The 23,063-nt window shown below is 36.5% G+C and carries 24 protein-coding genes; 13 read left to right on the top strand and 11 right to left on the bottom strand.

Annotated elements, in window-relative coordinates:
- Window positions 1–220: 220 nt before the first annotated feature.
- Entirely contained in the window at window positions 221–1,378 is a 1,158-nt protein-coding gene (locus AC5WOF_RS14290; RefSeq protein ID WP_496050619.1) for a GNAT family N-acetyltransferase, read from the top strand.
- Window positions 1,379–1,414: 36 nt separating this feature from the next.
- Window positions 1,415–1,768 carry a hypothetical protein gene (locus AC5WOF_RS14285; protein ID WP_496050618.1) on the top strand — a complete coding sequence of 118 codons (354 nt, stop codon included), beginning with the start codon at window positions 1,415–1,417 and terminating at the stop codon, window positions 1,766–1,768.
- Between the two features lie 126 nt (window positions 1,769–1,894).
- Here the strand turns inward: AC5WOF_RS14285 and AC5WOF_RS14280 are convergent, their stop codons facing one another.
- Both AC5WOF_RS14280 and AC5WOF_RS14275 read right to left on the bottom strand, forming a co-directional pair.
- Window positions 1,895–2,416 (bottom strand): chorismate--pyruvate lyase family protein, encoded by a 522-nt coding sequence (locus tag AC5WOF_RS14280; protein ID WP_496050617.1) that lies wholly within the window; start codon window positions 2,414–2,416, stop codon window positions 1,895–1,897.
- 54 nt (window positions 2,417–2,470) lie between these two features.
- Window positions 2,471–3,730, bottom strand: coding sequence for a 4-hydroxybenzoate 3-monooxygenase (locus tag AC5WOF_RS14275; RefSeq protein WP_496050616.1), 1,260 nt, complete (start codon window positions 3,728–3,730; stop codon window positions 2,471–2,473).
- Between the two features lie 277 nt (window positions 3,731–4,007).
- Here AC5WOF_RS14275 and AC5WOF_RS14270 point away from each other — a divergent pair, with 277 nt between their 5' ends.
- Both AC5WOF_RS14270 and AC5WOF_RS14265 read left to right on the top strand, forming a co-directional pair.
- Entirely contained in the window at window positions 4,008–4,292 is a 285-nt protein-coding gene (locus tag AC5WOF_RS14270; RefSeq protein WP_496050615.1) for a YbyB family protein, read from the top strand.
- A 211-nt stretch (window positions 4,293–4,503) separates the two neighbouring features.
- On the top strand, window positions 4,504–5,016 hold the full coding sequence (locus AC5WOF_RS14265; RefSeq protein ID WP_496050614.1) for an NUDIX hydrolase: 513 nt from the start codon (window positions 4,504–4,506) through the stop codon (window positions 5,014–5,016).
- Between the two features lie 102 nt (window positions 5,017–5,118).
- On the opposite strand, the gene AC5WOF_RS14260 is transcribed toward AC5WOF_RS14265, so the two are convergent.
- Complete coding sequence (locus AC5WOF_RS14260) at window positions 5,119–5,472, bottom strand: L,D-transpeptidase (protein WP_496050613.1); 354 nt, start codon at window positions 5,470–5,472, stop codon at window positions 5,119–5,121.
- Window positions 5,473–5,613: 141 nt separating this feature from the next.
- Here AC5WOF_RS14260 and fumC point away from each other — a divergent pair, with 141 nt between their 5' ends.
- Entirely contained in the window at window positions 5,614–7,071 is a 1,458-nt protein-coding gene (gene fumC, locus AC5WOF_RS14255; protein WP_496050612.1) for a class II fumarate hydratase, read from the top strand.
- A 63-nt stretch (window positions 7,072–7,134) separates the two neighbouring features.
- Here fumC and sucB read toward each other — a convergent pair whose 3' ends face one another.
- Complete coding sequence (sucB, locus tag AC5WOF_RS14250) at window positions 7,135–8,370, bottom strand: dihydrolipoyllysine-residue succinyltransferase (protein ID WP_496050611.1); 1,236 nt, start codon at window positions 8,368–8,370, stop codon at window positions 7,135–7,137.
- 26 nt (window positions 8,371–8,396) lie between these two features.
- On the bottom strand, window positions 8,397–11,204 hold the full coding sequence (locus AC5WOF_RS14245; RefSeq protein WP_496050610.1) for a 2-oxoglutarate dehydrogenase E1 component: 2,808 nt from the start codon (window positions 11,202–11,204) through the stop codon (window positions 8,397–8,399).
- A 330-nt stretch (window positions 11,205–11,534) separates the two neighbouring features.
- On the opposite strand from AC5WOF_RS14245, the gene AC5WOF_RS14240 reads away from it, so the two are divergent.
- Window positions 11,535–11,729, top strand: a complete 195-nt coding sequence (locus AC5WOF_RS14240) for an ATP-binding protein (RefSeq protein ID WP_496050609.1) — start codon at window positions 11,535–11,537, stop codon at window positions 11,727–11,729.
- A gap of 2 nt (window positions 11,730–11,731) precedes the next feature.
- Window positions 11,732–12,514, top strand: coding sequence for an SDR family NAD(P)-dependent oxidoreductase (locus AC5WOF_RS14235; RefSeq protein ID WP_496050608.1), 783 nt, complete (start codon window positions 11,732–11,734; stop codon window positions 12,512–12,514).
- Window positions 12,515–12,885: 371 nt separating this feature from the next.
- Here AC5WOF_RS14235 and AC5WOF_RS14230 read toward each other — a convergent pair whose 3' ends face one another.
- Window positions 12,886–14,214 carry a hemolysin family protein gene (locus AC5WOF_RS14230; RefSeq protein WP_496050607.1) on the bottom strand — a complete coding sequence of 443 codons (1,329 nt, stop codon included), beginning with the start codon at window positions 14,212–14,214 and terminating at the stop codon, window positions 12,886–12,888.
- Window positions 14,215–14,379: 165 nt separating this feature from the next.
- Here AC5WOF_RS14230 and AC5WOF_RS14225 point away from each other — a divergent pair, with 165 nt between their 5' ends.
- The 3 genes from AC5WOF_RS14225 (at window position 14,380) to AC5WOF_RS14215 (ending at window position 16,965) form a co-directional block, all read left to right on the top strand.
- Window positions 14,380–14,811, top strand: a complete 432-nt coding sequence (locus AC5WOF_RS14225) for a MarR family winged helix-turn-helix transcriptional regulator (protein WP_496050606.1) — start codon at window positions 14,380–14,382, stop codon at window positions 14,809–14,811.
- A gap of 172 nt (window positions 14,812–14,983) precedes the next feature.
- Window positions 14,984–16,360 (top strand): MFS transporter, encoded by a 1,377-nt coding sequence (locus AC5WOF_RS14220; protein WP_496050605.1) that lies wholly within the window; start codon window positions 14,984–14,986, stop codon window positions 16,358–16,360.
- Window positions 16,361–16,494: 134 nt separating this feature from the next.
- Window positions 16,495–16,965: a Cif family virulence factor gene (locus AC5WOF_RS14215; RefSeq protein WP_496050604.1), complete on the top strand. Its 471-nt coding sequence runs from the start codon at window positions 16,495–16,497 to the stop codon at window positions 16,963–16,965.
- 589 nt (window positions 16,966–17,554) lie between these two features.
- Here AC5WOF_RS14215 and AC5WOF_RS14210 read toward each other — a convergent pair.
- Window positions 17,555–17,770 carry a helix-turn-helix domain-containing protein gene (locus tag AC5WOF_RS14210; protein ID WP_496050603.1) on the bottom strand — a complete coding sequence of 72 codons (216 nt, stop codon included), beginning with the start codon at window positions 17,768–17,770 and terminating at the stop codon, window positions 17,555–17,557.
- Window positions 17,771–18,207: 437 nt separating this feature from the next.
- On the opposite strand from AC5WOF_RS14210, the gene AC5WOF_RS14205 reads away from it, so the two are divergent.
- Window positions 18,208–18,735: an HAD-IIIA family hydrolase gene (locus tag AC5WOF_RS14205; protein ID WP_496050602.1), complete on the top strand. Its 528-nt coding sequence runs from the start codon at window positions 18,208–18,210 to the stop codon at window positions 18,733–18,735.
- Here the strand turns inward: AC5WOF_RS14205 and AC5WOF_RS14200 are convergent.
- A complete protein-coding gene (locus tag AC5WOF_RS14200) occupies window positions 18,732–18,926 on the bottom strand; it encodes a helix-hairpin-helix domain-containing protein (protein WP_496050601.1) in 195 nt (64 codons plus the stop codon). The genes AC5WOF_RS14205 and AC5WOF_RS14200 overlap by 4 nt on opposite strands.
- An 84-nt stretch (window positions 18,927–19,010) precedes the next feature.
- Here AC5WOF_RS14200 and AC5WOF_RS14195 point away from each other — a divergent pair, with 84 nt between their 5' ends.
- Entirely contained in the window at window positions 19,011–19,772 is a 762-nt protein-coding gene (locus AC5WOF_RS14195) for an MBL fold metallo-hydrolase (protein WP_496050600.1), read from the top strand.
- On the opposite strand, the gene AC5WOF_RS14190 is transcribed toward AC5WOF_RS14195, so the two are convergent.
- The gene (locus AC5WOF_RS14190; protein ID WP_496050599.1) at window positions 19,762–20,325 is read right to left on the bottom strand and encodes a class I SAM-dependent methyltransferase; all 564 of its coding nucleotides are present in this window, start codon (window positions 20,323–20,325) and stop codon (window positions 19,762–19,764) included. The genes AC5WOF_RS14195 and AC5WOF_RS14190 overlap by 11 nt on opposite strands.
- A gap of 24 nt (window positions 20,326–20,349) precedes the next feature.
- Window positions 20,350–20,889, bottom strand: a complete 540-nt coding sequence (locus AC5WOF_RS14185) for a ribonuclease FAU-1 family protein (protein WP_496050598.1) — start codon at window positions 20,887–20,889, stop codon at window positions 20,350–20,352.
- 121 nt (window positions 20,890–21,010) lie between these two features.
- Here AC5WOF_RS14185 and AC5WOF_RS14180 point away from each other — a divergent pair, with 121 nt between their 5' ends.
- A complete protein-coding gene (locus tag AC5WOF_RS14180; RefSeq protein ID WP_496050597.1) occupies window positions 21,011–21,691 on the top strand; it encodes a serine/threonine protein kinase in 681 nt (226 codons plus the stop codon).
- Window positions 21,692–21,820: 129 nt separating this feature from the next.
- On the opposite strand, the gene AC5WOF_RS14175 is transcribed toward AC5WOF_RS14180, so the two are convergent.
- Window positions 21,821–22,978: an MFS transporter gene (locus AC5WOF_RS14175; RefSeq protein ID WP_496050596.1), complete on the bottom strand. Its 1,158-nt coding sequence runs from the start codon at window positions 22,976–22,978 to the stop codon at window positions 21,821–21,823.
- Between the last annotated feature and the right edge of the window lie 85 nt (window positions 22,979–23,063).

Here is a 23,063-nt window from a genome sequence, read left to right as displayed (position 1 = left end):
AGGTTATATGAAAATTGAGCTTTAGAGTAGAAGGTATATATGAAGAAAGTGTGTGTTTTCATCGTTGGATGGAGTCCTCACGCATTTTAAAATATAAATTATTGATCAGAAAATTTCGTATAGATCGCTCTTTCTTTACTTTTATATTAAATACTCCTATATTTATATAAAAAGAAAATAAAATAATTTTTAAATGGGATTAAAAATAACTTGAGATGAGATGCATCGAAATAGTTGCATCAAAGGGGAGATATCAATCGATATTATACCTACCATTCATCAGATTTCCCCGGATAGTTGGAATTCCTTAGTTGGGTCAGGTGGTTTTTATTCTACTTATGAATGGATACAATCTTTAGAATTAGCACATGGTCAAAATCCAATTTTTGTTGAAAAAAACGAAGATAAAATTTTAGGTGCTATTCCTACTTGGAAAGGTCCATCTGCTGGAGATAATCTATTCTCTCTTTCCCAATTGGTTGGTGAGTTACCTGGTGTTTGGGACAAGCAGTATTTATGGTTGGGAGGACATAGGGTTACAGCGAATTCCCTAATTTGTATAAATGGAAGACAGGAAAAGTTTGTTATGAAACAATTGATTCAATCCGCACGAGTGTATGCAGGAAAGAAAAATTACTCGGGGATAATCTGGCCTTTTTTGTCTTTACATGATGCAAATAAAATTGCTGCATATTGTCCAGATGCCAGAGTTATTTTACATTCAGCAGACCCAATCCTGCATGTTCCGACAGGTGGATTTCTTGAATTAACAAAATCTGCTAAGCGAAGTGATCGAAAAAAATGGTTAAAGGAAATCAAAAGCTTTCAGTCCTATGGCGCAACGGTTGAGTGGAAACCTTTAGACATTGAAATACTGCAATTAGCAGCTAGACTCATTGCAGCAAATCGTGGAAAGTATGGGTCTAGTGGAGGATTAGAATGGATGGCTCGCACTTTTTCTGCTCAATTCGAAAGTAGGGTTGCAGAAAAAGCAGTGGTAGCACTGTGTCGTGTCGATAGTACAGTTAAAGCAATTGCTATTTTTTATCGACATCGAGATTGGTTGTATGGAAGATATTGGGGTTCTGAAAAAGACAATCCACCTTATTCTTATTATGTTCTTACCCAGTATGCAGCTTTAGATTGGGCTTCACAACATGGTATTCGGAATATACATCTCTCTATTTCTGCTTGGGAATCCAAGGTCAGAAGAGGAGCCATGCTCTATCCTTTAGCTATGGTTATCCTTCCTATACAGAACAAACCGGAATTGGTAAGTAATCAGGTAGCATTTGAACACAATATATCTGTTGCGGAGCATTGGAAGAATCAATTCGCTACTAGACCTGAAGCACTTGATCTTTCATGGTCAAGTTAGTAATAAAGCTCAAAAACATCAGCGGGGATGATATCAATGTTATATTTAACTTACAGATTTAAACCTACTGCATATGCTCGTGCAAACCTTAGTGAATTTTGGAAATGGATGCAGGACCGTGAGCAATGGTTTTATGACGGACTTGAGATGGTATTGAAAACAGAGTGGTATGTTAGAACAATTGGTGTGGACGTACACAGCGTGGAGCATATTGTGATGTTTGAAAATGAAGCGGCTTGGGGTGCATATCGTAATAAAGTAAGACAGAAAAGCCAAGATACTAATTGGGAGGCACGACGCACGGAACAAGAGAAATGGTATGATATTTTGGATTCAAGTCTCCTTTCAGACCCACCAATTCAAATGGGTTTAGATAGGAGCAGATTCTAAAAAAATATAATGTAACCATCTACATTTATGTAGTTTATGAGAGCCACCCACTTGGGGTGGTTTTACATTGCAGAAAATAAATCCTCATCAATAGATAGATGAGGATTTGAAATCATTTTTTTCATTTTATCGTTGCAAAAGATTTAAACGATTTATCGGGAAATATTCACAAATTAAAAATACGTTTTTTGTCTGATGGAGGGTACTGCAAACTTTGTAAATCATCCAATCATTCTTGTCCAATCCAAGATGTCTGGCTATTCTTGAATCTTGAATGAATCCATATTCTAAAATTTCCCGATAAAATTCTAGTTTATTCTTTTCGATAATTTTGCCAATTGGTGTATTTGTATCATATAGTTCATTCACGATATTAACATTCATATTTTCTTTATAAAAAAGTGTCTCCGCATAGATAAAGGGGCGGTCAGCGGAATCAATTAAACAAATTTCACGCAAAATTGGCCTATCCGATTGTATCTGATGGTGCTTTTTAAGATGTTTTGGGCATTCGACCATTTCATGTTGATAGATCAGTTTTACTTTTAGTTGCACCTCGAAAAATATCTCAATTAACTTTGTGATGGAAGATGTTGTTTGAACGATGAATTTTCCAAGCGTATTTAAGTGAAATTGATTCACTTTCATTTGATGCTTCTACCCTTCACTTAAATTTATAATTATCTTTTCAAATGACATAGATTATGGTTTAAAATAGCCGACATAGTCTTCGGCAAATAATGTTGCAAATGAGCCTCCTTTCTGTAATCTCTTAAGTCTGGCTTGACGCAAGCGATCCGAAAAGGCTAAATATTTATTTTCGTTTGAGTCGACCGTATTGTGAATCAACCGAATCATCCAATCTGAAAACTCTTGCGTTTTCCATATGTGTGGCAATCGCATAGTTGAGTATTGGTTCAATAGTGTCTCGTCTTTATTGTGATAATAGTGGATGAGGGCTTTTGCTAGGACATCAGAATCTGCAATTGCTAGGTTCATTCCTTTTGCTCCTACAGGAGTAATAATGTGAGCAGCATCACCAGCGAGAAAGAGTTTCCCAAATTGCATGGGCTCCATCACAACACTGCGCATGTTAAGAACGCGCTTTTCAATCAATGGTCCTCTGACTAGGTTCTCATCCACTTCACCAAATAAGCGTTTATTGAGTTCTCCCCATATTCGATCATCAGACCAATTAGAAGCAGTGTCATTTGGGGGACATTCTAAGTAAAATCGAGTGATTTTAGATGTTCGTGGCATTTGCCCAGCAAATCCAGATTCATGCAATGCATATATGATTTTTTCCATTGAAGAGGGTACTTCTGCCAGAATGGCTAACCATCCAATTCCATATTGTTTGGAAAATATTTCGGCTTCGTTTTGCGGAATCGATGATCGGCTGATGCCATGAAATCCATCACAGCCAGCTATGTAATCACATTCTATTTCCAAAAGTGTATCAGTAGATTTTTGGGAAGAACAAGTTACTACTGGGCGACTACTTTCCAACCCTTTTATTTCTACGGCTGAATGAGTAAATAGTACTTGCCCTCCGCGAGAGATGAATAACCGAATTAAGTCTTGTACAACAAATTGTTGGGGGTATACCCAATGGAAGCCATTAACGACTTCACCATATGGGATGGTATAACGATGTCCATTATGTCGAAATTCACAGATGGTGTGGGGGATACCTTTGCTATCTAATCCGTCTGAAAATCCATTTTTTCTCATGAATTCTACAATATGATGTTCAATAAATCCTGCTCGAGCTCTAGATTCTACATAATCTTGGGATTGGCGTTCGACTATAATACAATCTATTCCTTCTTTTTGAAGCAGCAGACCTAATACCAGTCCAGCTGGACCGGCTCCTAAAATAGCAACTTTTGTACTTATCCGCCTTACATCAGTATGATTGTGTTTCCCATCTTCAGTATGGTAAGGAAGAGACACTATCATGAATCAAACCTCCCAGAGGACTTGAAAATTATTCCAATATTCCAAAAAATAATTTGCTTCTTTTTATTAGATGAAGTGTGCCATATCTATTATATCTTTTGTTATTTTATTTGGAAATATTTTTATTATTAGATTACAACTTAAGTATAACCCGTTAAAAATGGAATCAATACTTGACGATTAAAAAAGCTACTTATCATAGTAGCTTTTTTCGAATCTTAAATAATAGGATGGATAATAATCAGTATGGGTAGAGTAAGTAAGAGGAGGGGAATGGATGTCCAAACGAAGAAGAGCATTTTTAACTGGTTTCACCTTGTCCACAGTTGGTTTTGCCACCTTTTTACTAGCAGACAAAAGGAATAGACGTAAACTATTTTACAAACTTAAACATTTATTTGAACAGAATACATCTACATCGTACCGAGAACATAACAAAGAACTAAAAAGAAAAATAGGTAATCCAGAACCTTGTGATGAACGGGATAACAATATGGTATGGGAAGGATCTATGTATTCTGTCAAATATTATAACGAGGAAAAAGAAAGTCATGTTCAATGATTTTTTAGCCAAAGCCTTCTGTAGTTGGAGGGCTTTTTTATGTTACTTCAAAAGTTTACTAGATAAGAAATACCCAAACAGTACAGTTTTATTGGAAAAGTGTTGGAATTTAATGTATTATGTATTTTCATAATACATTAAAGGTTAAATCATAACAAATGGATGTTTTTATCTTATAAAATATGTGTATTAGTTGAAAGGTGGTATTTATTTGAACAACATCTATTATAAATTGCCATATACCATTTGCATCATAAAAAGAGCAGATAAGATTCTTTTGATAAATAAAGAAGCAAAAGTTTGGATGGGTAGATGGAATGGAGTCGGTGGGAAAATAAAAAAAGAAGAAACACCTGAAGAGTGTATTATTCGAGAGGTTCAAGAAGAAACGGGAATACAAGTCTCTCAAGTTAATTTTAAAGGCATAGTTACATGGCCAGAAGAGGAAAATACAAGAGGAGGAATGTATCTATTTTTTGTAGAACTGCATCCTGAATATTTATTGGAAACACCGATTAAAAATCGAGAAGGAATCCTAGATTGGAAAGAAGTTTCGTGGATACTTCACTCGGATAATAGAGGAGTAGTGGATACGCTGCCGGAGTACTTGCCTACTGTTTTGCACAAAGTAGAATTATTTGAGTATTTTAGCGTTTTTCAAGAGGGACGACTGCGAGGGTGTACTTCCATACCAATAACATCAAACCAGTTTCCAATCAAATAGTGTGAATGATTAGTATGTGGATTGCAGTAGAATAAGTTTGTCCATTTTTGAAGTTGTTATTTCTTTGAAAACTAGGAATTTGTTCCTGTAAAGATAGAGCTCTCATTTATGGATTGTTACAGGTGTACCAATTCCAACTTTTCGACTGAGGTCTTCTACGTCTTTATTGTACATTCGGATGCATCCTTTTGACACCATTTTACCAATAGAAGAGGGGCGATTTGTACCATGTATTCCGTAACCTTTGCGGGATAGTCCCATCCATAAGGTTCCATAAGGGCTAAGGCGACCACCGGGTCTGCTGTAGGGATAAGTGACTTTATTGATAATGACGTAATTGCCAATGGGAGTTTTGGTAAGTATTTTACCAATTCCAATGGGATAACTTTTGATGAGTTTATTTCCTTTGTATAAATACAGCCTTCTTTTGGATAGGGAAATATCTATGTTCGGCATATCCAACACACTCCTTTTACCTTAATGTATGGATCAGAGGGCCCGAAGGTGAAATTACGATCAAATGGAAAAGTTATAGTAGAAATAACTATTCTTGTTTTTATTCCGGAGGACCTACAATGTCGTTTAGGAGGAATTTTTGTGAAAGAGAATAACACGTATTCAGCAGGTGATATGGTTGAAGGTGGGAAATTTCGCATTGAAACCGATTCGATAGGAGAAGTAAAAGTACCGGCAGCTCAATTGTGGGGAGCACAGACACAGCGATCATTGATTCATTTCTCCATTGGAGATGACCATATGCCTCTGGGAATTTATCATGCATATGGGTATGTGAAGAAAGCTGCAGCAAAAGTGAATGGAAAAGCTGGTGTTCTGTCAAAAGAAAAAGCTGAGATAATTATGGAGGTAGCCGATGAAGTGATTGCAGGTCAGTTGGATGAAGAATTTCCATTGTATGTTTGGCAGACAGGTTCTGGCACGCAAACCAATATGAATGTAAATGAAGTCATTTCCAATCGATCTATCCAGAAGGTAGGAGGGATTTTGGGCACGAAAGATCCCATCCATCCGAATGATCATGTTAATATGTCTCAGTCTTCCAATGATACGTTTCAAACTGCCATGCATATTGCTACTGTATTAGAGTTTTCCAATCGTCTGATTCCTAGTGTAGAAGCATTGATAAAAGAGATATGGAAGAAAGCAGTTCAGTGGGTGGATGTTGTTAAGATAGGTCGAACACATTTACAAGATGCCACTCCCCTAACGGTCGGACAGGAGTGGTCTGGTTATGTTACTCAATTAAGAGATGCTCTCCAGCTCGTTAAAGGCTCTATGTCAGGACTATATAAGCTTGCTGCTGGAGGCACAGCAGTAGGAACGGGAATCAATACACTTCCTGATTTTGGGGTGAATATAGCGGAAGAGATCGCCCAGCTTACTCATCATCCATTTATTACAGCACCAAATAAATTTGCAGCTCAAGCATCTTTGGATGCAATGGTAAATGCTAGTTCAGCTGTGCGTGCACTAGCAGTAGCGCTCATGAAGATTGCCAATGATATCCGTTGGCTTGGTTCTGGGCCAAGAGCTGGGATTAATGAACTAAGACTACCTGCAAATGAACCTGGGTCATCGATTATGCCTGGAAAGGTGAATCCGACCCAAGAAGAAGCCATGATAATGGTATGTATACAAGTTATTGGTAACGACAATGCAGTTGCTATTGCGGGTTCACAAGGAAATTTTGAACTAAGTACGATGAGACCAATTATTACCAAAAATGTGCTGCATTCCAGTCGGATTCTCGCTGATGCATGTGAAAAATGGCAAAAATATAGTATAGAAGGGATATACCTTAACGAGCAAGGAATTGAAAAATATGTAAATCAATCGCTCATGTTGGTTACTTCTCTTAGTCCGCTTATTGGTTATGATAAGGCTTCTGCCATTGCCCACAAAGCATTTTCAGAAGATATAACGCTGCGTGAGGCAGCTATTGCTAGCGGCTTCATTACAGCACAGGAATTTGATAAACATATCAATCCGTCAAAAATGGTCGGAAATCCTCGAAAAGACTTAGGATTGGAAGAATGAAAAGAAATTTAAAAGAAGGGTCACCCTGTCGCCAGCGACAGGGTGACCCTTTAGTTCGGTTTTTTATCCTTCTAATAACAACAACTCTGGATCTTCAATCAGTTTTTTAACGGTAGCTAAGAAGCCAACAGCTTCTCTACCATCTACAATACGGTGATCATAAGAAAGAGCAATGTACATCATAGGACGATGCTCCAATTTATCACCATCTGCGGTAGTTATGGTGACTGGTCTTTTTTGTATCGTATGCATACCTAAAATTCCTACTTGTGGTGCATTGAGGATCGGGGTAGAGAATAATGATCCAAATACTCCCCCATTGGTAATAGTAAACGTACCACCTTTTAAGTCATCTAATGTTAATTTATTGGTACGTGCTTTATTTGCTAAAGAGCCAATTTGTCGTTCTATTTCTACGAAAGTAAGAGAATCGACATTTCTCACAACTGGAACCACTAGACCCGCATCATTAGCTACAGCTATTCCTATGTCGTAGTACTTTTTGTAAAGAATATCTTGCCCATCAATTTCGGAGTTAATAATTGGAAATGCTTTTAGGGCACCGACAACTGCTTTGCTGAAAAATGACATAAACCCTAAATTAATATCGTGTTTTTCGATAAACGCTTGTTTTCTTCTTTTGCGTATGTCCATTACCTTGGTCATATCTACTTCATTGAAGGTAGTGAGCATAGCTGCATTATGCTGGGATTGCACCAAATTAGTTGCAATCGTTTGTTGTCTGCGAGTCATTTTTTTGCGTTCTACAGGTTTTGTATTAACTTCTTCTTGTGCAGGAGAGATTGGTTGTGAGACTTGCTGTACGTTTTTCTGTTCGTTTCCATTGTCTTTTTTGTACAGTTCAGCTTGAAGGTCATCCACATCTACGCCTTTTTCTCTGGCCAATTTTCTCATTGCTGGTGATGCGTTTGTTTTCTTTCTGCTGGAATCTTGTTTATCTGGAATAGATTGGGTTGATTTTGTTTCTTCCTTAGTCTGGGAAGCGGGAGTATTGGTCTCTGAACTTTCGTTAGTTTTTGTTTCAGAAGTAGCTTCTGTACTAGCGTTCTCATCAAGGTGGGCGATTACTTCTCCAACTTCTACATTTTCACCTACTTGTTTGATGATTTTTTTTACAACCCCAGCTTGTTCAGCAGAAACTTCCATATTTACTTTATCTGTTTCAAGTTCTAGTAGGATATCGCCTTGTTTGACATGATCTCCTTCTTTTACAACCCAATTTGAAATAGTTCCTTCTGTAATTGATTCTGCGAGATTTGGTACTTTTACCTCAATCATGTTTGATCCCTCCTGAAATTAAGCAATTATGGTTCAACATGCAAAGCTTCTGTGAGAATTTGTTGTTGTTCAATATCATGTACATTTGCTTTTCCTGTAGCTGGGCTTGAACGGTCTGGACGTCCGATATAGCGGGTGGAAACATGATTAGATATTGTTTCGCGAATTTTAGGTTCCATATATGTCCATGCACCCATGTTTTTCGGTTCTTCTTGCACCCACACAACTTCTTGTAGATTTTTAAACCGTTTTATTACCGCTTGAATTTCTTTTTTAGGATACGGATATAGTTGTTCCACACGGATAATATGTAGCCAGTCTTTTTGAGCTGGAGAAGCCTCTAGTTCCGCTGATAGGTCAATTGCAATTTTTCCACTACATAAAATCAATCGTTTTATCTGATTTGCTTTTTCTCCTAAGTCAATTTCTTCTTTGATGGCTTGGAAGGAGTTATTTTCTAATTCGATACTAGGTGAAATTGTTCGTTTGCTCCGAATAAGGCTTTTAGGAGCCATTAAAATTAATGGGCGAGCTTCTTCTTTTCCAATCATAGAAGCTTGACGACGTAAAAGATGAAAATATTGAGCTGCACTTGTTAAATTCGCGATGACAACATTATTTTCAGCTGCTAATTGTAAATAGCGTTCCAAGCGTGCACTTGAATGTTCAGGACCTTGTCCTTCATAACCATGTGGTAATAACATGACCAAACTAGAATCTTGCCTCCATTTTGCACGTCCAGCTGACAGGAACTGATCAATGATCACTTGTGCAGCATTGGCAAAATCCCCGTACTGTGCTTCCCACAGAGTGAGAGTTTTTGGTGCGAAAAAGTTATAACCATATTCAAATCCGAGTACGGAAGCCTCCGATAGCGGACTATTATGGATTCCAAAAGCTGCATTCACGTGTGGAATGGTATGCAATGGACTAAATGTTTTTCCCGTTTTGCTATCATGCAATACAAGATGGCGGTGAGCAAATGTTCCTCTTTCGGTATCCTGACCGGTAAATCGAATTGCTGTACCTTCCTTTAGGATCGTAGCAAATGCTAATGTCTCCGCCAATGCCCAATCCACTTTCTCTTCATCCTCTAATAAGTTAATTCGTCTCGATAATGTACGTTCTAATTTTGGATAGGAGGTAAAAGATTCAGGTCTCTTTAGCAAAGAATGATTGATTTCTTTGAGCAATTCCATCGAAACACCAGTTTTTATTTTCGTTGCTGGTTCTAACACTGATTTAGGGTAGTGATCTGCTTCTTCATCAGTACCTTGTTTCATTGTTTCATGTGCAGTTTGTAATTTTCCTCTTATGTTGTCTAGCCATTGTTTGATTTCCGTTTCTTTGATCACCTTTGAAGAACTAAGTTTTTCAGCATATTGTGTACTGATAGTTGGATGATTATGGATAATTTCATACATGAGTGGTTGAGTAACTGTTGGATCATCCATTTCGTTGTGTCCAAATCGACGATATCCTATTAGATCAATTAGGAAATCTTTTTGAAAACGTGTCCGATATTCGAAAGCAAGGCGAATCGCAGCTAGACATGCTTCAGGATCATCTGCATTTACATGGACAATTGGGATTTCAAAACCTTTGGCAAGATCACTTGAATAAACAGTTGATCGTGAATCTCTTGTATCTGTAGTAAAGCCCAACTGGTTATTTGCGATAATATGGATGGTTCCACCCGTGCGATATCCTGTCAATTGGCTTAAGTTTAGGGTTTCTGGTACTACTCCTTCTCCAGGAAATGCAGCATCTCCATGAATCAATAACGCAATTGCTTTGCTTGTATCTTGCACAGGATAGCCTGGTTTGCTTCGGTCTTCTTGAGCTGCACGGGTAAATCCTTCCACTACAGGATTTACAAATTCCAAATGGCTTGGGTTATTGGCTAAGGTCAAACGAATATGAAAACTGTCCTTGCCATCAATATTTCGATCTCCACCAAGATGGTATTTCACATCTCCGGTCCAACCAAAATTAATTCCCATGGATCCTTCCGAAGGAACAATATCTTTGTTGGTAGAGTGATGAAATTCAGAAAATATTTTTTCATATGGTTTTCCAAGAATATGAGCTAGTACGTTTAAGCGACCACGGTGTGCCATTCCCATCATGACATGGCGAACGCCCATTTGAGAACTGGTTCGAATCAGTTCATCAATCATGGGTACTAACATGTCTACACCTTCTATGGAAAAACGCTTTTGACCAGTGAATGTACGTTGCAAGAACTTCTCGAATTCATCTACTTCCATCAGTCTTTTCATTAGTTCTGATCGTATTTCGGTAGAAAAGTCAGGGTGGAATTTTTTCGTTTCTACATTCGAATAAAGCCATTCTCGTTCCTCTTGATTATGAACATGGCTAAATTCATACGCCAGCGACTTTGTATAAACATTTTGTAGATGTTGAATGACATCTAATGCTGTGGATACATGGTTAGTGGAACCCGTCCAAATTAATTCTGCTGAAATTTTACTTAAATCTTCTTCACTCAATCCATATTCATTATGGCTAGGGAGTGCATGTTCTTGTTTTACTAATGGGTTAATATTTGCAGATAAATGACCATAAGTGCGGATATATTGCACTAATTTTTCTGCTGAAATGACCTTTTTTACGTCTGTTTCCATCTCTAACGTTGGTTGGTTGTTCTCCACCATAACTGGAGAACCCCATTGTTCAAAAAGAACTTTTAAGGTGGAGTCTACAGATTCAGGATCATTGTTATATTGTTCATACTGGCCCAAGATGTAAGCCAAGTTAGGTCCATGCAAATCTTTCCATGGTGTCTCCTTTTTAGCTTGATCATTTGGCATTTGGATAGCTCCTCCTATTTATACATTTCTCAAAACTATTATTTACCAAAATAAAGCTCAGAAATCTTTCTGCTAATCCGTATTTTGGTGGAAGGGGAAGGAAATTTTTTCAGTAATGCTATCACATCATATTATTATAGCTTTGGATTGACATGAAGATGTACTTTTCGTTTCCTTTCAACTAGAATTCTAACAAAATTCCTAGCCAATTGTACTGTTTGATTTTTATTTTTTTAAAAAGCTTTATTCTGAGAAGAGACATATTGTACAATCACGAATAATTTAGCTTCATTTCTAGTGTACACTTCCTTTTTAAGGAATGTTTGCCAGTTGATTTGGTATTTAATGGTATTTGGTAAAAATGGAATCGACTTAGCCATTGTAAAGCAATTAGTGGAAGCACATAAGGGTATAATCTGGATAGATAGCAAAGTAGGTGAGGGAGCAAGTGTTGTGGTTTCTATTCCTACAGTGAAACGAAATTATCTTATCTACAATCACAATGAAATGGGTAAAGGAGTATGAAAATGGATCTAGGATTGAATGGTAAAGTTGCATTAATTACAGGTGGCAGCAAGGGAATCGGTTTACATACAGCTATACAACTTGTTAAGGAGGGAGCAAATGTAGCAATATGTGCTAGGAACCCAGAGTCACTAGAGAAAGCGGCAGAGCAAGTTTTCCAGCGAACAGGTAGTGAATTATATTATTCGCTAGCAGATATAACGAAAAAAGAGGACTGTGAAAAAATCGTATTGCAAACAGCAGAACATTTTGGTCGCTTTGATATCTTAATTAATAATGCTGGTACCTCTTCTGCAAATCCCTTCGAACAAGTAGAAACAGAACTTTGGCAGCAGGATCTTGATTTAAAGTTATTTGGGGCTATCCATTGTTCACAATATGCCATTCCTTTTATGCGTCAAGCAGGAGGAGGAGCGATTGTGAATGTAACAGCAGTTCTTGCCAAAACACCTCCAGCATCTTCTTTACCTACAACTGTTAGTAGGGCAGCAGGATTGGCTTTGACGAAAGCAATGAGCAAAGATTTAGGGCATGATAACATTCGAGTCAATACCGTTTGTATTGGATTGATCCGCAGTGATCAAATCGAAAAACGATGGAAACAACAAGCACCAGAACAAAACTGGGAACAATTTTCAACCAAAGCCGAACATCAAATTCCACTAGGTCGTATTGGGGAGACAGAGGAAGCTGCTAAAGTGATTGCTTTCCTAGCATCAGATGCAGCTTCTTATGTAACGGGTACATCGATAAATATTGATGGTGGTGTTTCAGGGATTTTATAATTTTCAATAAATTAAATATGGGAGAGCAGATCATAAAGAAAAAGATGCATTATATTTTTATTAAAAAACTTCATTTTTTGAAGTTTTTTATTGTAATATAACAATACGAGATGCTGTCCACATTGAGAATGGTGCCATGATGATTTTTAAAATAGGTGTGCTTTTGGTGCTTTTGGCACTGGCTGTGCTCTTGGAGCGCGCCAATGTGTCTCGAATTTGGGGATACATCTTCGCGGGTTTCTTTTCGGTGGGGTTTATTTACTTCTTTTTTACCCTTCCGAGTTAGAAGCCAGGCCAACTCGTGTAGAGTTTGGCCGCAGAGAATTAGCTCTTTGTAGCTCTATATAAATATAGAAAGAAGCTAGCAATTGCTAGCTTCTTTCTTCAAGAGTTTTGCTTTTTATTTTTTCCTCTGTTTTTTTCACCAAAATACGTTCGATGCTCTGTTTGTTTACTTTCTCGATGATAAATGTCGTATCTCTCCAGTTTAATTCTTCGCCAACATTGGGTATCCTTTCAAATTGAGAGAATAGCCAGCCTCCAATAGTATCATTTTCCTCATCGTTTATCTGAAGGTGAAAGTATTTGTTCACATCTTCAATTAATAATCGAGCCTCAATGGAAACTCCCTTTTCCGTATCTTGAAAGAAAGGGCGTTCGTTATCGAATTCATCTTGAATTTCTCCAAATATTTCTTCGATGATATCCTCTATCGTTATTAATCCAGATATACCACCATATTCATCTACTACAATTGCCATGTGACTTTTTGCTTTTTGCATTTGTATAAAGGCATCTTTTATTTCAATTGTTTCTGGAATGAAGTGTATAGAGCGCATAAGTGACTGGATTGGGATATTTTTTTTCTCTTTGACTATTGTTTCAAAGAAATCTCTAAGAAGAATAACCCCTAAAATTTGGTCTTTATTTCTGTCATAAATAGGGAACCGCGTTAATTTGGTATTAAGTATGGTTTCTAAATGTTTTTCGGAGGAATCCTGTATATCTAATCCAACTATTTTGATGCGAGGTACCATGATCTCACGTACGACGCGGTCCGTAAATTCAAAGACATTATCAAAAAGGGTGAGTTCTGCTTTATCAATAATACCGCTTTTATGGCTCTCTTTGATTACCATTCGAATTTCTTCTTCTGTATGTACTTGTTGATGATCATCTTGTAGTTCTATTCCAAGCCATTTAAGAACAAAGTTGGCTGAGCTATTTAAAGCGATAATGAAAGGTTTAAATACAATATAAAACCAATGTAATGGGGTAACTGTCCATAAAGTTGTTGTTTCAGAACGTCGAATAGCTAATGATTTTGGAGCCATTTCTCCTATAACAATATGCAAAAATGTAATGACTGAAAAGGCTATGACGAAAGATATGGTGTGGTTTAACCATTCGGGTAGATGAAAATAGTGAAGGATAGGTTCCAATATTTTTGCAAGTGTGGGTTCTCCAACCCAACCTAATCCGAGTGATGCGAGCGTGATACCTAGTTGAGTAGCAGAGAGATAAGCATCTAAGTTTTTCAAAACAGTTTGGGCCATTTTTCCACGTTTGGTCATGATTTGTGCAATACGGGTTGTTCGTACTTTTACCAATGCAAATTCTGCTGCGACAAAAAAGCCATTTAGTAGCACCAGTACTAAAACTAAAACGAAATTAATGATGGTAGATGTGACTGTGTCCATTTTCTGAGTTTGTCTCTCCTCGGTTTATTTCATTTACATTTATCTCTATCTTACACAAGAATGGTAGAAAATAAAATTAGTTAAAATCAATGGTTGACTAATCAACTTAAATGGTATATATTTTCTATAGTTGATTAGTCAACCATAGAAAAGGAGAAGATTGTATTGAATGAAAGCATAGCAAGATGGATTTCCGTAATCCATCGCCAATTTCAAATTTATCTCAATCGAGAATTAAAAGAGTATGATATCAATTCCTCTGAGTACATTTTTTTGGTTAATTTGTATGAAGAAGATGGGATATCACAAGAGCAATTGTCTGCGAATCTCTTTATCAATAAGGCGGCTACTGCTCGTGCGATTAGTCGTTTGGAGAAATTAGGGTATGTAAAAAGAACACGTTCACCTGTAGACAGCAGAGCATATTTAGTGACTTTAACCGACAAAGGATTAAAGATGCAAAACTTTATCAAAACAAAACTGGCTTACTGGTCGAAAACACTTTCCAAAGGATTTACAGAGGAGCAGACGGATTTATTTCTTCAGTTGATTAAACAGATGTCTAGAAATGCGTTAGAAGAAACGAAATGCAAGTAAAACTGTATGAATGTAGTTTCCCATCACGTTATTCAAAGACTAGGGATAATGTGATGGGAAATAACCTACGAACCTCTCACTAATTTCAAAACAGTAGATAGGGTAGGAAGGATATCTTTACTATTTTCTTTTGTTTCATAATGATAAAAACTAGGAGCGGAGGTTACTACCGATGAATTCGGAATATTCTCAACAAAAAGGTGAAATATTAATGCGTATTGTAATGTTCACCTTAACTCTATCGTCGATAAGTGTGCTCATATTTAATTATGTTCTACCTGAAATCAGTAAGGAATTTAAACTTTCTTTTTCTCAAGTAAGTTGGCTTTCCACTTCATATGTAATTATTTATGCAATTGGCACTGTTACCTACGGAAAACTTGCCGATCAGTATAAATTAAAAAATCTACTCACTTTTGGATTGATTATTCTAACAATAGGTTCTTTTGTAGGTTTATCTTCCCATACGTTTTGGGTAGCTCTTTTTGCAAGGTGTTTGCAAGCCATCGGGGCATCTGTGATACCAGCAGTAGCAACCTTAATCCCAGTGCGGTACTTTCCTCCAGAGAATAGAGGAAAGGCACTAGGAATGATGGCTACAGGTTTGGCTTTAGGAAGTGCACTTGGGCCAGTTGTTTCAGCTCTTATAGCAAGTATTGTGAATTGGAGGTGGTTGTTTGCTGTTCCTGTACTTATATTGGCAACATTGCCTATTTATCGTAAATACTTAGATGAAGAACGGCAGGCGGCTACAGGGACATTTGATGGAATTGGTGCAATGCTATTTGCAATAACAGTGATATCAGTCTTATTAGGTGTTACGAATGGAATAGGATGGTTATTTATATGTGCATGTGTTGCAATTTGTTTTTTTGTCATTCGGATTAAGTCAGTAAAAAATCCTTTCTTTCCAACTCGATTATTTTCAAATAGAAATTATGTGGTTTATTTAGGGCTTTCCTTTGTTATTAATGGTATTGGAACAAGTTTATATTTTTTAACTCCTCTTTTATTATCCCAAGTACAGAAGCTACCTACATCATGGATTGGACTTGCAATGGTTCCGGCAGCAACAGCTTCAGCTTATTTCGGAAGAAAAGGAGGAAAATTAGCAGATTTAAAAGGGAACTCTAATTTATATTTTTTGTCTTTTAGTTTATTATTCATCTGTTTTATTTTGCTATCAACATTTGTTGGGAGTCCAATGTGGGTAATCGCAATTTTTTTGGTTTTTGGTTATATTGGCCAGTCATTTATGCTTATTGTATTACAAAATTCAACCTCACAAACACTACCAAAAGAACAGGGAGGTGTAGGGATGGGTATTCTACAAATGTTAAGTTTCATTTCCCAATCTGTTGGTGTTGCTATTTATAGTAAAGTGTTGGATGCAGGGTCTTACACACATTGGAATCTAGTGTTCACGAGTTCTAAAGGAATTGTATTTAGTAATATTTATTTAGCACTCGCTATTTTACATTTCGTTATCTTCCTCTTTTACTATTTTATGTTTGGAAAAGTAAGGGGAAAATTATATGTGAGAGGTTGAATAAAAAAGGCATAGGATAAAATAGAGGTTGAAATAGATGACAATTCACAATCTAGTATATAAAAATAATATTTTATAATATAAAATGAATACGATCAAAAATGATTTTTTTATGAACAAGAAAGGATGTCATCATGACAAAACAGATTAGAAGACTAAGTATCGTACTCATTTTGATGTTATTATTTCTATCTACTGCTTGTGGAAAGCCTTCTGAAGAGACAACATTAAAGCAAACGGTTGAAGATAATTTTCAAGCTATGAATGACAAGGATCTTACGAAGTATATGAGCATGTTGTCGAAAGAGGCTGATCCAAATGTCATTACTCAGACCGAAAATACGATGAAAAATGCGTTTGAAAATTTTGATCTTCATGCAACTCTGAAAAGGTTTAAAGTTATTTCAATTGATGGCGATACTGCTGTTATTGAAGTGGAACAAGATACAATTAATAGCAATGATGATCCCCGGTTTAAAAATAATCGCATCATTGCAGAACATACGCTTAAAAAAGAAGATGGTCAATGGAAATTTAAATCTACCGTTATACGATCAGCAAAACAGATTGATAAATCTGGAGAAGTAATTGGAGAATTACAATAAAAACAAAAATTGACCTCTCTATTCTGAGTAAGGTCAGTTTTTTGGTTTGAAAATGAAATACTGTCCTGATTATCTTATTCGATTAGTGATATATTTTATACTATAGGTATTAGCAATACATTCGGCTTGATAAGAAATAGGTGAATGAAATTGGATAAAAAGCAATTCGACAAACAAGATAAAATATTATTCTGGACTTGTATGATCATTGCCGTTGTTATGGGATTGTCTTTTGTTAGCAAATTTTTTAGATGAGAAAAATCTGTGAGGAATACTAGGATTGAGACAGCGATGCTCTGAAAAACATTTTGCTGGAAGGGGTGAGAGTGATTGCGGCATTGGATGTGGTGAAACCTGAAAGAAATCCTATCCATTGGTGGGAATCCTCCAATCCTAAGGCTTTTTCAGAGTGGAAAGTCAGCCTCCAATCTCTTTTATGTATTATAATAAAAGAGATTTTACTAGCATCCATATTTTAGGTATAATAGAGAAGTGTGGTAAGTATGAATTCTATATCTAGAAGATAATATACCAATATATGGCTATGTAACCTCTAGCTGATCAGATTCTTAAGGGTATTCGCTCATTTTTATTGTTCATTTTTTTTATTTGGAATTCGGATAACAACTTTTTCAATGGGTAAGTTATAGTGTTCACAAATGCGATCGATTGTTTCCGTAGTTACATTCCCGTCTTTCCAGATACGTTGGTATGTGCGGGCGTTGAGGCCTAAATCTTTTGCTAGGTCTGTTTTTTCTTTCCCTTCACCTGCCATCCACATACGAAGGGGTTTAAATGAAATCATATGTACTCTCCTTTGTTCTGAAGAACATTTTTTTGTGTAATAGTGCAAAAAATAAGTGCTGGAGCGTTGATTATTGCATAATATATAGTATAATCTGAGATCAGAATCAACGAAAGGATGAGAATATTTTGAAAGACATTGAGCCATGGGGAACTTAATCTACCCAAAGTAAGAGTGACTGACTACGGATGGCTAATGATATGCTGTTATTCAACTCCCTTCTAGATATAGTTTTACTTGCATCTTTGCGAATTAAAATTGATTATACATGTTTGTTATATGTTCTCATAGGTATAAAAATAACTCTTCTCAGTAATGGAACAGAAATTCGATTTTTCACGAGTTGAATGGTTAATCCGTAATGAATGAAAGCAGAAAAACTACTCAGAAAGAGTAGTTTTTCTGCTTTGTGACAAAAAATGAAGAGAAGTGATGATATGAAAGGTCATAAGGCAGTCTTCTTGGATCGTGATGGGACAATAGGAGGAGGAAAAACTGTTCAATATCCAGGTGAGTTTATCTTATTTCCACATACTCTCAAGTGTATACATTCTCTTAAACAAGCAGGTTTCTTTGTCTTTACTTTTACAAATCAACCTGGAATTGCAAGAGGTGAGGCACAGCCTGAGATGTTTGAGAAAGAATTATTATCATTTGGATTTGATGCCGTATATATTTGCCCGCATAAACCAGAAGAAGGATGTACATGTCGGAAACCAGGTATAGGGTTATTAGAGCGGGCAGCGAAAGATCACCAATTGAACTGGGATGAATCTTTTGTTATTGGAGATCGTTGGTCAGATATGGTAGCAGGGAATCGAATGGGGTGTCGTTGTATTTTTGTAAGGACTGGTGCTGGAATGGAGGCATTAAGGGAATATCGATTTAAATGGGTGGAAATAGAACCTGATTATATAGCTGATAGTTTAAAAGATGCTGTGCAATGGATTTTAGAACAAGATTAATCCTCTTTTGCAAAGAACATTCCTTTTGCTGTTAATGCTTGGCGCAGCCTAGTTATCGCTTTTGGCCCCATCCCATGTAGTTGGCTAAGCTTCGATTCTGTAACTTCTGTGAGTTGTTCAAGATGTGTGTATCCAGCGTTTATAAGTGCGCGTTGTGCTGGTTTTGCTAATTTAATGTCATCGTGTATCATGTATTTTTTCCTTCCATTTTTTCTATTAAAGGGGATAATTGATGTCGCAGTGCTGACCAGTGCACCTTAACTAAGGGGAGAACTATGGAAACCAAGATACAATTTTTAGGAACTAGTGATTCTCAAGGAGTACCGAGAATGTTGTGTAGTTGTGATGTATGCAAAAGCATAGCCAATACAAGAAGCAGGCCTAGTGTTTTTATTCATGCGAGCAAAAAAATATTAGTTGATGTTTCACCAGATTTTCGCCAGCAATTTATTGATGGTGATCTCTTTATTCCCGATATCCTTTGTATAACCCATGCACATAATGATCACATAGCTGGGTTAGGTGATCTAGCGGATTTATGTTTTTGGCACGAATCAAAGTTGACAGTTATCAGTCCACCTGATGTCATAAATATTTTGAAACAGCGATACCCTTATCTTACTCCAAAAAGAAATATTTTTTTTACCCCTCTTCATCAAATGGATGTAGATGAGGTGTATATTTCTTTTCATCGTGTGAATCATGGGAATAATGGTTACTCCTATGGCATAAGATTCTCCCATCAAGCAAGTAGTTGGGCATATGTGTCTGATGTTATACACATGACTTCTGAGCAAATGGAGCCATTCTACCACCTCTCCCTATTAATTTTAGGTGCTTCCTACCTAGATGAATCTAATTATCCATTTCAACATAAACGTTCTATTTATGATGTAAGAGAGGCTTTGTTACTAAGAGAGAAGCTACAACCGAAGAAATTGATATTCACACATATGTCACACAATATAGATATAACAAAAAATATTTTGCCAGAAGGTGTTTGGTTTGGGAAAGATGGAATGTGTATTACGATCTAAGTGGCTTTATGGCGTCTAAGATTAAGGATACAAAACCCAATCTACCCTTTCGATTCCGGTGATCAAATGGAAAAGACCGATAGATAACTCCATCGTTCGGATTCCAAGGGTGATGATGAAATTGACCATTTTCGTCGCAATACTCCAATAATTTAGTTTGGAATCCAACTGTATGAAACATTTTTTGTAATGTTCGATAGGTATATACGATTTGGTGCGTAGCAGCAGGGTGGTCTGCTGGTCCAGGTCCACCTATTTGGACAAGTTGTTGATACATTTGATCCGGAAAATTCCCATCGGGAACAGCACATCGGATGTAGCCGCCAGGTTTTAAAAACTCCAAACAAGTAGTAGCTGCTTGTATTCCTTGTTCATATGTTAGATGCTCCCATACATGTTCTGCTAAAATAGCTGAAATACTATTTTTTTCAAACTGTTCCAGCCAATGACTTCGATTGAGTAGATTTAAATCGTTTTTTTGAGTATGCATCCAATCAGGATTATTTTGGTAAGTATTAGCTCCGATAACAATACGGATAAAAGAAGATTTCATTTTCCTCACCTCATGGGAAGATTTTCAGAGGGGAATAGTATCTATTACTTCTCGTACTTCCATTAATAGCTTTTGGTAGGATAAGAGGTGTTCGTCGATATTTTTTAATAGTCTAGTGGAAGTATGTAAAGCCATCTGATACTCTGATTCAGATACGTAGCCATCTTTCTGAGCGGCGATAAGCTCATCATGATCAAGGAGTTCTATTTTTTTATTTGGCAGCACGACGATATCCAAATAAAGATCATCGTACCAAGGGATACCATTATTGCCGATTCCATGTGCTTTGCAAATATCAAGGTACCATTGTATGATAGATTTCTTTTCATCTATCATTACCGTTACAGTATATCTTTGATCAATTGGGAAAAATTGAATCCACCAATATTTTTTGTCTAATATCTTTACCCATGTATTGGAATATTGTTTCCACAATGGAGGGGTTACTTGTTTGAAACCTAAATAGGCAATTGTACCTTCAAATTCATTGGATGACTTTGAGAAATATATTTTTTCTTTTATTCGATACCAGTTAGGTCTATTTGCGTATTTTCTTTTGACCAATAAAATGTCTTCCTTTCTAACGCTTTAAGTAATTATTCGATTAATGTTATGATAAGTATAGCAATAAAAAGTGGACAATAGGTTTGGAAAGATCCATACCTATTTTAAACCAAAAGGGAGAATGAAAATTAGTATGGAATCTGACCCAATAGAGGGAGATATACTCATCAAAGAAATTTATGAAATACAATTAGAAAAGAAGGTCGATTCACCAAAAATAAATATTCTACAGATCCCTGAATCCTTCAAGGTGATAGGAACAGGTACAGATGCGGCTGTAGTACAGCATGAATCGGATTCAAATACAGTTTACAAGATTTATGTAGAAGAGGCAGAGTGGAAGTGTGAAGTTGAGTTTTCGATTTATGAGCAATTAAAAGGTTGTTCGACATATGCAACCTGCTATGAAATGGGATCAAATTTTTTAAAACTATCTTATGAAGAAGGACTTACCCTTTACCAATGTTTAGAACAAGGCATTGTGATAAGTCCAAAAGTTATTGAAGAAGTGGAACAAGCCCGTGAATATGCAAGGAAACAAGGGTTAAATCCAAGAGATATTCATTTAGAAAATGTGATATTTCAAGAAGGTCATGCGAAAATAATTGATGTTGCTGAATATCGGAAATCTGGAAATGACTATCGGTGGGAACACTTGGTCGAAGGATACCATCTATTCTATTCCTTAATAGAAGGACGACAAATTCCAACGTTTTTAATAGAAACCGTGAAAAAGTTGTACAAGCAAGAAGAAGACCTTCTTAAGTTTTTTGCAAAATTAAAAGATCTTTCACCTTTCTAAGAAAACCGAAGTTGCTCATTATCGGGCAGCTTCGGTTTTTAGTGTTGGATTCATGCTGAATTAACTTTATTATAGGTCAGAATGGCTCTTCTTGCATCTGGGATCGATGATAAATTGATGCTTTTTCTTCTATTTTTTTAGGGTGACAAACGAAAAAACAAATAGAAAAAGCAAACAAAAATAAGCCATAAAGCCAAATCCACCAAAAATATTTGAAGTAGAAGTGAAATGACCAAATCCTAGTCCTATTCCCATCACTGCAATATTTGAACCTAATGATTGAAATGAATCAAGTGTGGCTCGCATATTACCATCTATACGATGATGGAGATATCCAGAAACAAGTGGGATGACCATGCTGGAAACTAGGAATAAGAAGCCAAAAACGAATAGACTTGAGACATGATGGACAAGTGAAATATAGGATAATCCCAAAATAAATACGGATTGAATAAAGATTAAGAAGGATGTTGGATGAAAATGTTTTTGTATCAGAGGAACAAATAAATATCCTGGTATTTGTAAAAGCATGCAACTAGCGGAGAATAAACCGAAATAAGTGATTGGAATTTGTAATTCAGGCAGATAAAGTTGCCAAAATTCATGAATAAAATTGATGCTTGCTCCCAATACCATGCCAGCAGATGTAATCACGATCACATGTGGTTTATTTCGAAGAAAGAGCAAAGCTGTTTTTGTATAAACCCATACAGATGGTGGTAGAGAAGCGGGTTGTTTCCTCTCTGGTTCGATTAGCAAGCAAGATAATCCAAAAGCAAATAGGCTACTTACGAGAGAAATCCAGTAATTTATCTCCAGAGGATGGGTGTCTGCTAACCAACTACCACTCAAGGCCCCTAAAATTGCCCCTATAAGCTGACACACTTCTATCATACCTATTTCTTTTTCGAATGAGTGTTCTTGTTTGCTCTCTTGTAGGGATTCATATAAAAGCGCATTTTCCGATCCACTTTGAAAAGAGTAACTAACTCCTGCTAATATTATGACAATAACAAAATGCCAAAACTGTGTAGCATAAATGAAGAGAAAAAATTCAAAGCTATATAATAGAGCACCAACCACAAGCATCTTTTTTCGACCCCACAGGTCTGCTAAAACTCCTGTTGGTATTTCCAAGATTAAAATAGTTAGAGCATAGAGAATTTCTGTATAGATGACTTGTTGAACAGTTACTCCTCTTTGCTCCCAAAACAACCGTTCGATAACATAAGCTGGTATTAATGATTGAAAAAAACAAAAAAATCTTAGTTTCCAAACATTTTGCATTCCTTTACCCTCCTTTTAAATGATGGATAAACCATTCAAAAGGGAGGAGGACGTGGTAGATAAGGGATTAATTTTTAGTTGGGTG

It is taken from the genome of Shimazuella sp. NTD250, assembly GCF_059510375.1.
This window is presented reverse-complemented; position numbering and strand designations above follow the sequence as displayed.

Excerpts from the sequence above, each read along its gene's own strand:
- AC5WOF_RS14280 (WP_496050617.1), bottom strand. The coding sequence starts at position 2,416 with ATGAAAGTGAATCAATTTCACTTAAATACGCTTGGAAAATTCATCGTT.
- AC5WOF_RS14290 (WP_496050619.1), top strand. The coding sequence starts at position 221 with ATGCATCGAAATAGTTGCATCAAAGGGGAGATATCAATCGATATTATA.
- AC5WOF_RS14210 (WP_496050603.1), bottom strand. The coding sequence starts at position 17,770 with ATGATTTCATTTAAACCCCTTCGTATGTGGATGGCAGGTGAAGGGAAA.
- AC5WOF_RS14275 (WP_496050616.1), bottom strand. The coding sequence starts at position 3,730 with ATGATAGTGTCTCTTCCTTACCATACTGAAGATGGGAAACACAATCAT.
- AC5WOF_RS14285 (WP_496050618.1), top strand. The coding sequence starts at position 1,415 with ATGTTATATTTAACTTACAGATTTAAACCTACTGCATATGCTCGTGCA.
- AC5WOF_RS14260 (WP_496050613.1), bottom strand. The coding sequence starts at position 5,472 with ATGCCGAACATAGATATTTCCCTATCCAAAAGAAGGCTGTATTTATAC.
- sucB (WP_496050611.1), bottom strand. The coding sequence starts at position 8,370 with ATGATTGAGGTAAAAGTACCAAATCTCGCAGAATCAATTACAGAAGGA.
- AC5WOF_RS14195 (WP_496050600.1), top strand. The coding sequence starts at position 19,011 with ATGGAAACCAAGATACAATTTTTAGGAACTAGTGATTCTCAAGGAGTA.
- AC5WOF_RS14175 (WP_496050596.1), bottom strand. The coding sequence starts at position 22,978 with ATGCAAAATGTTTGGAAACTAAGATTTTTTTGTTTTTTTCAATCATTA.
- AC5WOF_RS14215 (WP_496050604.1), top strand. The coding sequence starts at position 16,495 with ATGACAAAACAGATTAGAAGACTAAGTATCGTACTCATTTTGATGTTA.
- AC5WOF_RS14180 (WP_496050597.1), top strand. The coding sequence starts at position 21,011 with ATGAAAATTAGTATGGAATCTGACCCAATAGAGGGAGATATACTCATC.
- AC5WOF_RS14235 (WP_496050608.1), top strand. The coding sequence starts at position 11,732 with ATGGATCTAGGATTGAATGGTAAAGTTGCATTAATTACAGGTGGCAGC.
- AC5WOF_RS14245 (WP_496050610.1), bottom strand. The coding sequence starts at position 11,204 with ATGCCAAATGATCAAGCTAAAAAGGAGACACCATGGAAAGATTTGCAT.
- AC5WOF_RS14200 (WP_496050601.1), bottom strand. The coding sequence starts at position 18,926 with ATGATACACGATGACATTAAATTAGCAAAACCAGCACAACGCGCACTT.
- AC5WOF_RS14270 (WP_496050615.1), top strand. The coding sequence starts at position 4,008 with ATGTCCAAACGAAGAAGAGCATTTTTAACTGGTTTCACCTTGTCCACA.
- AC5WOF_RS14190 (WP_496050599.1), bottom strand. The coding sequence starts at position 20,325 with ATGAAATCTTCTTTTATCCGTATTGTTATCGGAGCTAATACTTACCAA.
- AC5WOF_RS14205 (WP_496050602.1), top strand. The coding sequence starts at position 18,208 with ATGAAAGGTCATAAGGCAGTCTTCTTGGATCGTGATGGGACAATAGGA.
- AC5WOF_RS14230 (WP_496050607.1), bottom strand. The coding sequence starts at position 14,214 with ATGGACACAGTCACATCTACCATCATTAATTTCGTTTTAGTTTTAGTA.
- AC5WOF_RS14220 (WP_496050605.1), top strand. The coding sequence starts at position 14,984 with ATGAATTCGGAATATTCTCAACAAAAAGGTGAAATATTAATGCGTATT.